The 8,061-nt window shown below is 75.9% G+C and carries 7 protein-coding genes and 1 pseudogene; 5 read left to right on the forward strand and 3 right to left on the reverse strand.

Going from position 1 to position 8,061, the window contains the following annotated elements:
- Positions 1–92 precede the first annotated feature (92 nt).
- The 4 genes from EF903_RS24235 to EF903_RS24250 all read left to right on the forward strand — a co-directional run bounded on the left by EF903_RS24235 (position 93) and on the right by EF903_RS24250 (position 3,239).
- Positions 93–332: a hypothetical protein gene (locus EF903_RS24235; protein ID WP_125546525.1), complete on the forward strand. Its 240-nt coding sequence runs from the start codon at positions 93–95 to the stop codon at positions 330–332.
- The gene (gene fabG / locus EF903_RS24240) at positions 329–1,138 is read left to right on the forward strand and encodes a 3-oxoacyl-ACP reductase FabG (protein ID WP_125546527.1); all 810 of its coding nucleotides are present in this window, start codon (positions 329–331) and stop codon (positions 1,136–1,138) included. Before EF903_RS24235 ends, fabG begins: the two co-directional genes overlap by 4 nt.
- 26 nt (positions 1,139–1,164) lie before the next feature.
- Positions 1,165–2,193: an aromatase/cyclase gene (locus tag EF903_RS24245; protein ID WP_260615850.1), complete on the forward strand. Its 1,029-nt coding sequence runs from the start codon at positions 1,165–1,167 to the stop codon at positions 2,191–2,193.
- Between the two features lie 89 nt (positions 2,194–2,282).
- Positions 2,283–3,239 carry an aromatase/cyclase gene (locus EF903_RS24250; RefSeq protein WP_125546531.1) on the forward strand — a complete coding sequence of 319 codons (957 nt, stop codon included), beginning with the start codon at positions 2,283–2,285 and terminating at the stop codon, positions 3,237–3,239.
- Between the two features lie 1,298 nt (positions 3,240–4,537).
- Here the strand turns inward: EF903_RS24250 and EF903_RS24255 are convergent.
- On the reverse strand, positions 4,538–4,867 hold the full coding sequence (locus EF903_RS24255; protein ID WP_125546533.1) for a hypothetical protein: 330 nt from the start codon (positions 4,865–4,867) through the stop codon (positions 4,538–4,540).
- A 111-nt stretch (positions 4,868–4,978) separates the two neighbouring features.
- Here EF903_RS24255 and EF903_RS24260 point away from each other — a divergent pair, with 111 nt between their 5' ends.
- The gene (locus tag EF903_RS24260; RefSeq protein WP_125546535.1) at positions 4,979–6,766 is read left to right on the forward strand and encodes a condensation domain-containing protein; all 1,788 of its coding nucleotides are present in this window, start codon (positions 4,979–4,981) and stop codon (positions 6,764–6,766) included.
- Between the two features lie 7 nt (positions 6,767–6,773).
- Here the strand turns inward: EF903_RS24260 and EF903_RS24265 are convergent, their stop codons facing one another.
- The gene (locus EF903_RS24265) at positions 6,774–7,532 is read right to left on the reverse strand and encodes a thioesterase II family protein (RefSeq protein ID WP_125546537.1); all 759 of its coding nucleotides are present in this window, start codon (positions 7,530–7,532) and stop codon (positions 6,774–6,776) included.
- 243 nt (positions 7,533–7,775) lie between these two features.
- Positions 7,776–8,061, reverse strand: a pseudogene (locus EF903_RS24270) (hypothetical protein); the annotation flags it as partial.

The following is an 8,061-nucleotide window of genomic DNA, read 5'->3' on the forward strand; positions in this document are numbered from 1 at the left end:
CAGCGCCGACAGGTCCTCCAGCAGGTGTCCGGCGGATCTCCAGCGGTCCGCGACACGGTCGAGTCCACACCACGAGTCCTGGAGGGTCAGCGATGACAGCACCGACACCGACACCGGCGCCGGCGCCGGTGTCGGTGTCGGTGCTGTCATCGCTGGGCCGGCTCGCCGAGGTCCACGAGCTGCGCCCGTACGCCGAGGCACGGGCGGAAGCACGGGCGGAGGCACTGGCGGAGCAGCAGCGCCGACAGGTCCTCCAGCAGGTGTCCGGCGGATCTCCAGCGGTCCGCGACACGGTCGAGTCCACACCACGAGTCCTGGAGGGTCAGCGATGACAGCACCGACACCGACACCGGCGCCGGCGCCCCACCGGCCGGTCGCCCTGGTCACCGGCGGCACGAGCGGCATCGGGCTCGCCGTGGCGCGCGACCTCGGCCGGCGCGGCCACCGCGTCTTCCTCTGCGCGCGGACCCCCGAAGCCGTCGAGAAGACCGTCGCCGAACTGCGCGCCGAAGGCCTCGACGTCGACGGCACCGCCGCCGACGTCCGCTCCGGCGAGTCGGTCGCCGCACTCGTCGCGGCCTGCGTCGCACGGTTCGGGCCGATCGGCGTCCTCGTCAACAACGCGGGACGCAGCGGCGGCGGCCCCACGGCCGGCATCACCGACGAGCTCTGGTACGACGTGATCGACACCAACCTGAACGGCGTCTTCCTGCTGACCAGGGAGGCGCTGCGCAACGGCGGCCTCGCGGACGCCGCGAACGGCCGGATCATCAACATCGCCTCCACGGCCGGCAAGCAGGGCGTCCTGCTCGGCGCGCCCTACTCGGCCTCCAAGCACGCCGTCGTCGGCTTCACCAAGGCCCTCGGCAAGGAGCTCGCACCGACCGGGGTCACGGTGAACGCCGTCTGCCCCGGGTACGTCGAGACGCCCATGGCGGAGCGGGTGCGCGCCGGGTACGCGGCGGCCTGGGGCACCACCGTCGAGGACGTGCAGGAGCAGTTCGAGGCGAAGATCCCGCTGGGCCGGTACGCGACACCGGAAGAGGTCGCGGCCATGGTCGGCTACCTGACCACGGACCTGGCGGCGTCGGTGACGGCCCAGGCGCTCAACGTCTGCGGCGGACTGGGGAACTTCTGATGGCGGAGAGAGGGGCGGCAGGGACCGTGACGAAGATCGCCGAGGCAGTGGGGGAGACGCACCGGACGGTGCACGACATCGAGGTCGACGCGCCGGCAGGCGTCGTCTACGGGCTCATCGCCGACCCCGTGCAGTGGCCGCTGCTCTTCCCGCCCAACGTGTACGTGGACCGCCTCGCCCACGACGGGACGCACGAGCACCTGCGGATGTGGGCCACCGCGAACGGCCAGGTCAAGACGTGGACGTCGCGCCGCATCCTCGACGCCGGGAACCGGCGCATCGAGTTCCGGCAGGACGCCGCCGCGCCGCCGCTGAGCGAGATGACCGGCACGTGGGAGGTGGAGCCGCTGGGCGGCGACCGGTGCCGGCTGACGCTGCTGCACGACTTCCGGGTCAGCGGCGACGACCCCGAGGACATCGCCTGGGTCGAGCGCGCCACCGACGCCAACAGCCGCGCCGAACTCGACAGCCTCGCCCGCATCGCCGGCGGGTGGGCGCTCATGGACCAGCTCGTGATGACCTTCGAGGACACCGTCCGCGTGGAGGCCCCGCCGGAGCGGGTGTACGCCTTCCTGGAGCGGGCCGACCGGTGGCCCGTACTGCTGCCGCACGTCGCACGCCTCGACCTCACCGAGGACCCGGCCCTCCCCGGGGTGCAGCTGCTGGCGATGGACACGCTGACCGCCGACGGGTCGTCGCACACCACCGAGTCGGTGCGGGTGTGCTTCCCCGAGGAGGGCCGCATCGTCTACAAGCAGACCCGGCCGCCGGCCCTCATGTCCGCGCACACCGGCGTCTGGACGGTCACCGGCGACGCCCGCGGCTCGACGGTCACCTCCCGCCACGGCGTCGTCCTGAGGCCGGACGCGGTGACGCGGGTCCTGGGCCCGACCGCCGACCTGGCGGCGGCCCGGCGCTACGTACGCGACGCGCTGGGCCGCAACAGCACGGTGACGATGACGCACGCGAAACGGGACGCGGAGGCCGCGGCGCGCGCGGCGGCGGCGCGGGCGATTGCGGCGCAGCCGGCGGCACAGGCGGCGCGGGCGGCCTGACGGCCTGACGGCCTGCGGCTCCAAGACGGCTCCACGGGGGCTCCAGCGGATGCCGACAGACTCTGCATCAAGCGTGAGAGAGGTGTGTGATGGCTGTCCAGCGAGTGCACCGCGCGTCCTACACCATGGACGTCGCCGCGCCGGCCGGCGTGGTCTACGGGCTGGTGGCGGACACGACCCAGTGGCCGTTGTTCGTCCCCGCGAGCATCCACGTGGAGCGCCTGGACTTCGACGGCGTCCACGACCGGTTCCACATGTGGGCCACGGCGAACGGAACCGTCCGGTCCTGGCTCTCCCGCCGAACCCTCGACGCCACCCGGCACCGCATCGACTTCCGGCACGAGCTGCCAGCGGCCCCCACCACGGCCATGGGCGGCAGCTGGACGGTCGAGCCGCGCGGCCCGGGCCGCTGCCGCCTGCTCCTCGAACACGACTTCACCGTCGACGGGGACCGGGCCGCGGACGCCGCATGGGTCCGGCGGGCCACCGACACCAACAGCCGCGCGGAGCTCGCGCAGCTGAAGGAGACCGCCGAGCAGTGGAGCCGCCTGGACGACCTGCTCCTCACCTTCGAGGACTCCGTCCGCATCGACGGCCCCGCGGACCTGGTGTACGCCTTCCTGTACGACGTCGCCGACTGGCCGCGGCTGCTGCCGCACGTCTCCCGGCTCGACGTCAGGGAGGACGAGCCGGGGGTGCAGCTGATGGCGATGGACACGCTGACCGCGGACGGCTCGGTGCACACCACGGAGTCGGTACGGGTCTGCTTCCCGCACGCCGGCCGCATCGTCTACAAGCAGACGACCACGCCCGCACTGATGGCCGCGCACACGGGGGAGTGGTCGGTCATCCCGGACGAGACGGGCGTCACCGCGGTCTCCCAGCACAGCGTCCTGCTGCGCGAGGAGGCGGTGGAGCGCGTACTGGGCCCCGGCACGACGGTGGCACAGGCCCGCCAGTACGTCCGCGAGGCCCTGGGCCGCAACAGCACGGCGACGCTGGCTCTGGCGAAGCAGCACGCGGAGACAGCGGTGCGGATGCTGTAGCGGGAGTCCGGGCCCACGCGGCGGGGCTGCCGCGGCAGCCGCCGACCCCGGCCGCACGCGTGCCGGTGGCCGGCCCGCGTGCGGGAAGCCGGCCCACAGGCAGCAGCCGGCCCAGTCGGTGCCTGCCTGCCGGCGGGCTGCAGCGGGCCGGAGTCGGCGATCGGCCCGCTGGGAGCAACTCGTCCGGAGCCGGGCGCCACACCAGGCAGGCGGCCGCGCCCGCCGACCGGTGGGTCGCCTCCGACCCGGCACGCTGCCCGCTGCGGGCACCGCATGCGGCGGGTGCGCGGCACCCGGCGGGTGCGCGGCACCCGGCAGGTGAGCCGCGTCCGGCAGGTGAGCCGCCTACGGGTCAGCCGCGACCCCGATCCGCCGGCCGGTGGGTCGGCTCAGACCCTGGCCGGTGGCTTCCCTCGGATCACCGACCGCACTTCCGGCCCGCCGCCCGGCGGGTCGACCCCGACCGCCCACCGCGTACCACGGGTCGGTCGCCGCCTTCGGCCTGCCGCCCGGTGAGCCGGTCCGCCGACTCGGCCCACCGCCCCGAGGGCAGGCCCTCGAACGTGGCCGACCGCCCGCGGCCGGCCGGCCGCCAACCCGGCCCGCCGCTCCCGGCGGGTCGGCCCCAGACCCGCGGTGCATGCGGCCGCGGCACGGCAGGGCCCCGCCGGAACCCCTCCACCCACGCCCCCTCCGGCGGGGCTCCGCCGTCACCCCGGCGGCACGTCAGGCCGCGTCAGCGATACGTGGCATGGGCATGCATCATGGTCCCCTTTGCAGGCCCACGCCGAGGAGGGGTACGGATGGCAGCCGCCCTGACCGTGGTCATCGCCCCAGGTCCCGCACCGGCCCTGGACCTGCGCGGCCCACTTGACCCGGACGCCCTGGAGGCCGCGCTCGCGGCACTCCCGCCGAGCACCCACACCCTGCACCGGCACTCCGCGACCCACCACACCCTGCACCTGGAGTCGGGCCACTGCCCGGCGGGCGCCCTCGCCGACCTGCTGACCGCCGCGTCGCCGCGGACCGCGGCTGCTGCGGTCCCGGCAGCCGGTGTGGCCGCTGCGAGCGGGATGGCCGGTGAGGGAAACGCGGGCGTGGCTGGTGCCGCCGATGCCGCTGGTGCCGCCGATGCCCCAGGTTCCACCGGTGTCGCAGGTTCCGCTGGTGTCGCCGAGGCGTGTGACACCGCCCGTTCCACCGATTCCGCCGGTGCGGGGGGTGCCACAGGCGCGGCCGCTGTGGGCGGTGCCACCGGGACGGCAATTGCCACAGGTGCCCCTGGTGTGGGAAGCGGCCTACGCGCGGCCGGTGCGGCCGGCGCCGACGGTGTGACTGGCGCGGCTAATGCGGCCGGTGTGGCTAATGCGGCTGGTGCCGCCGATGTCGCCGATGTCGCCGATGCCGCCGATGCGGCTGGTGCGGCTGGTGCGGCTAATGCGGCCGATGTGCCCAGTGCAGGTGGTGTCGCCGGTGCGGCCGGTGCCACGGGTGCTGACGGTGAGGCCGGTGCCGGCAGGGCCGTTGGTGCGGTGGGCGACGCGGACGCGGACGCGGTCGGTGCCGGTGCCGTTGCCGTGGTCGGCCGGGCCGGTGCCGAGGCCGACGGGGTGCGTGCCCGGGAGCACGCTCGGGCCGCCGGCGCCAGCGCCAGCGCCAGCGCCGGCGCCGGTGCCGGTACCGCGGCCGCTCGGGGCGGGGCCGGGGGCGGCCGGGCCGTGGTCGTACCGTTGTCCCGGATGCCCGCATCCGCCCGGCAGCGGGAAGTTCTGCTCGACGCGCTCACCGCGCGGTCCGGGGCCGCGCCGCTGCACGTCGAGCAGCTGCACTGGCGCTGGTACGGGCCCCTGGACACCCGCCGCTTCCGCGACGCCTGGCGGGCGGTGTCCGCACAGGAGCCCGTGCTCCGGGCCGCGTTCGCCGAGCATGCCGCCGGATCGGCCGCCGACGGGCCGTGCGTCGTCGTACACCCGGAGGCCGCCCCCGACCCCGTACGCCACCCGTACGGCTCCGCCGACTGGCACTCCCTGCTCGTCGGCGAACGCCTCCGCCCCTTCGACCTGCACCGCCCCGGCCCGCTGCGCATCGCGCTGCTCGACGAGCAGGCCGGCCCCACCGGCCCCACCCGCGTCATCCTCACCTTCCACCACGCCCTGCTCGACGGGTGGAGCGTCCGGCTGCTGCTGCGCTCCTTCTACCGCGCCTACCTCGCCGCCGGCCGCACCCGCGGCGGCGAACGCCGCCCCGACGTCCGCGACCACCTCGACTGGCTCGCCCGCCAGGACGACACCGCCCCCCGCGCCTACTGGGCCCGCGCCGTCCCCCCGCCCGACTCCCGCACCCTGCCCCCCGCCACGGCCGCCACGGCCGCCGCTGCTCGCGGCGACCGGCCCGCCCGTACCGGGCACGGCCGCGCCCGGATCCGCCTGACCCCCGGCGAAGCCGTCCGGCTGCGCGCATGGGCCGCACGGCACGGGGCCGCCGAATCCACCGCGCTCGGCGCCGCCTGGGCGCTGTTGCTGCACCGCGGGACCGGCTCCGGGTTCCGGCCGGCGCCCGTCGCGTTCGCCGTCGCCGCATCCGGGCGCGGCATCACCCTCCGCGGCGCCTCCGGCCTGCCCGCCCCGCTCCAGGGGCCGCTGCCGCTGCACGTCCGCGTCGACCCGGCGGCGCCCGTCACCCGGCTGCTCGCGGACCTGGCCGGGGCCGCGCTGGGCGCGTCCTCGTACGAATGGGTCTCGCACGGGCAGATCCACGCCTGGAGCGGCCGCGGCGGCGACAGCGAACTGACCGCCTCACTGCTCGCGTTCGACCCGCCCGCGGGGCCGCCCTTCCACCCGGGGCCGCCCGTCGCGGTCGAGGCCGAGCTCGCCGAGGAAGGCGTACAGCTGGGGCGGCCGCAGGCCGTCGACGCGTACACGGCGCTGCCGATCAGCATCCGCGCGCACCACGACTGCGAGGGCGGACTGGTGCTGACCGCCGTGAACGACCGCACCCGCGTCCCCGACGGGGAGGCCGAGGCGGCGCTCGCGCAGACCGCGCTGCTGCTGCGCGAACTCCCGGCCGACACGGACGGCATCACGCCCGCGAAGGAGTTCCTGCGCCTCCTCGCGGAGGCCGTCGGGCCGGCCACGCCGACGGGCCCGCCCGCGACCCGCGCCACCGGCCTGGTCGAGCTGCGGCCGGCAGCGTATCCCGGCGCCGGAACGGTCCTGCTCATCCCGCCGCCCGGCGCGACCGCCGACTCCTACACCGCCGTCGCCGACGCCCACCGCGGCCCGCAGGCCCTCGCCACCGTCGCACCGCCCGCGGACGCCGCCGCCTGCCTGCGCGCCCTGCGGCCCGCGCTCGCCGCCGGGGAACCGCTGCTGCTCGGCGGCTACTCCGGCGCCGGGCAGCTCGCGTACGAGGTCGCACGGCGCATCGGCGCGCACGGCTGGCGCCCGCCGCCCGTGGCCGTCGCCGCGTCGGCCCGCGGCCTCGCCCGCACGCTCCGCACGGCGGCACCGCAAGGCCCCAGCGGCTGACGGCCGCTCAGACGGCGGCGGGCAGCAACTGCTTCCGGACCAGCCCCACGACATCCTCGACGTGGTCGTTGAGGTAGAAGTGCCCGCCGTCGAACCAGTGGAACTCCGTCTCCGCGGCCGTGTGCCCGCGCCAGGCCGCCGCCTCGCGCAGCGACACCTTCGTGTCGCGCTGCCCGACCAGCGCCACGATCGGGCAGCGCAGCGGAGGCCCGGGCCGGTACCGGTAGGAGCGCGCGGCCTCGTAGTCGGCCCGCAGCACGGGCAGGCTCATCCGCAGCAGCCGGTCGTCCGTGAGCAGCTCGTCCGGGGTGCCGCCCAGGTCCTTCACGGTGGACAGCACCCACTCGTCGTCGCCGATGTTGTCGTACTCGCCCTCCCGGTGCGTCGACGGCGCCCGGCGGCTCGACGCGAACAGCACGAGCGGCTCGATGCCCGCCGCCTCCAGCCGCAGCGCCACCTCGAAGCCGACGGTCGCGCCGATGCTGTGCCCGAAGAACGCGAGGGGCCGGTCCGACCAGGACAGCAGCTCGGCGTACACCCGGTCCGCCATCTCCTGCACGTCCGTCACGAACGGCTCCGCCCGCCGGTCACCCCGCCCCGGGTACTGGACGGTGAGCACCTCCAGGGCGGGGGAGAGCGCCCGAGAGAAGGGGAAGAAATAACTGGCCGACCCCCCGGAGTGCGGCAGGCACACCAGCCGCACCGCCGCCTCCGGCGCCGGATGGAACCGGCGCACCCACGCCCCGCCCGCGCTCGTCGCGCTCATCGCACCTCCCGTACGCGTCCACTGGCACGGGCCAATCTCCCCACCCCGAATCGTGCCCCCTTCGAACCTCCCTTGAGCGGCGGGGCGGCAGCGCGGTCCCCGGGCTGCCACCTCAGGATGACCCGCTCCGGAGGAGTCGGTCTCTTCGCGCGCTGTGATCGACCCGGCAACGAGACACGCGCCGGGGGTGGGACCGGCGGTCCCGCCGAGGGCTTCGACGGGACCGCCGGCCGCGTGGGCGGATCAGGCCTCGCGCCTGCCCTCGGGTGCCCCGCCGTCCGCCGGGTCGGGCATGCGTTCGGGAGCCGTGCGTTCGGGAGCGCGGAAGGCCCGCCACGTGGCGAAGAGGCCGCCGCCGGCGCTGACGATCGAGGAGAAACCGGCGGGTCCGGCCACGGCGTACACCACCGTCGCGACCGCCAGCAGCATCAGCAGCCCGACCAGTTCGACCACCGGGACCCCCGCCCCGCGACGCGGAGGCGCGACGGGGCGGGGGTCCCGGTGGTCGAACTGGTCGGGCTGCTGATGC

Source organism: Streptomyces sp. WAC05292, from assembly GCF_003949955.1.
In the GTDB taxonomy this organism is placed as follows: Bacteria; Actinomycetota; Actinomycetes; order Streptomycetales; family Streptomycetaceae; genus Streptomyces; species Streptomyces globosus.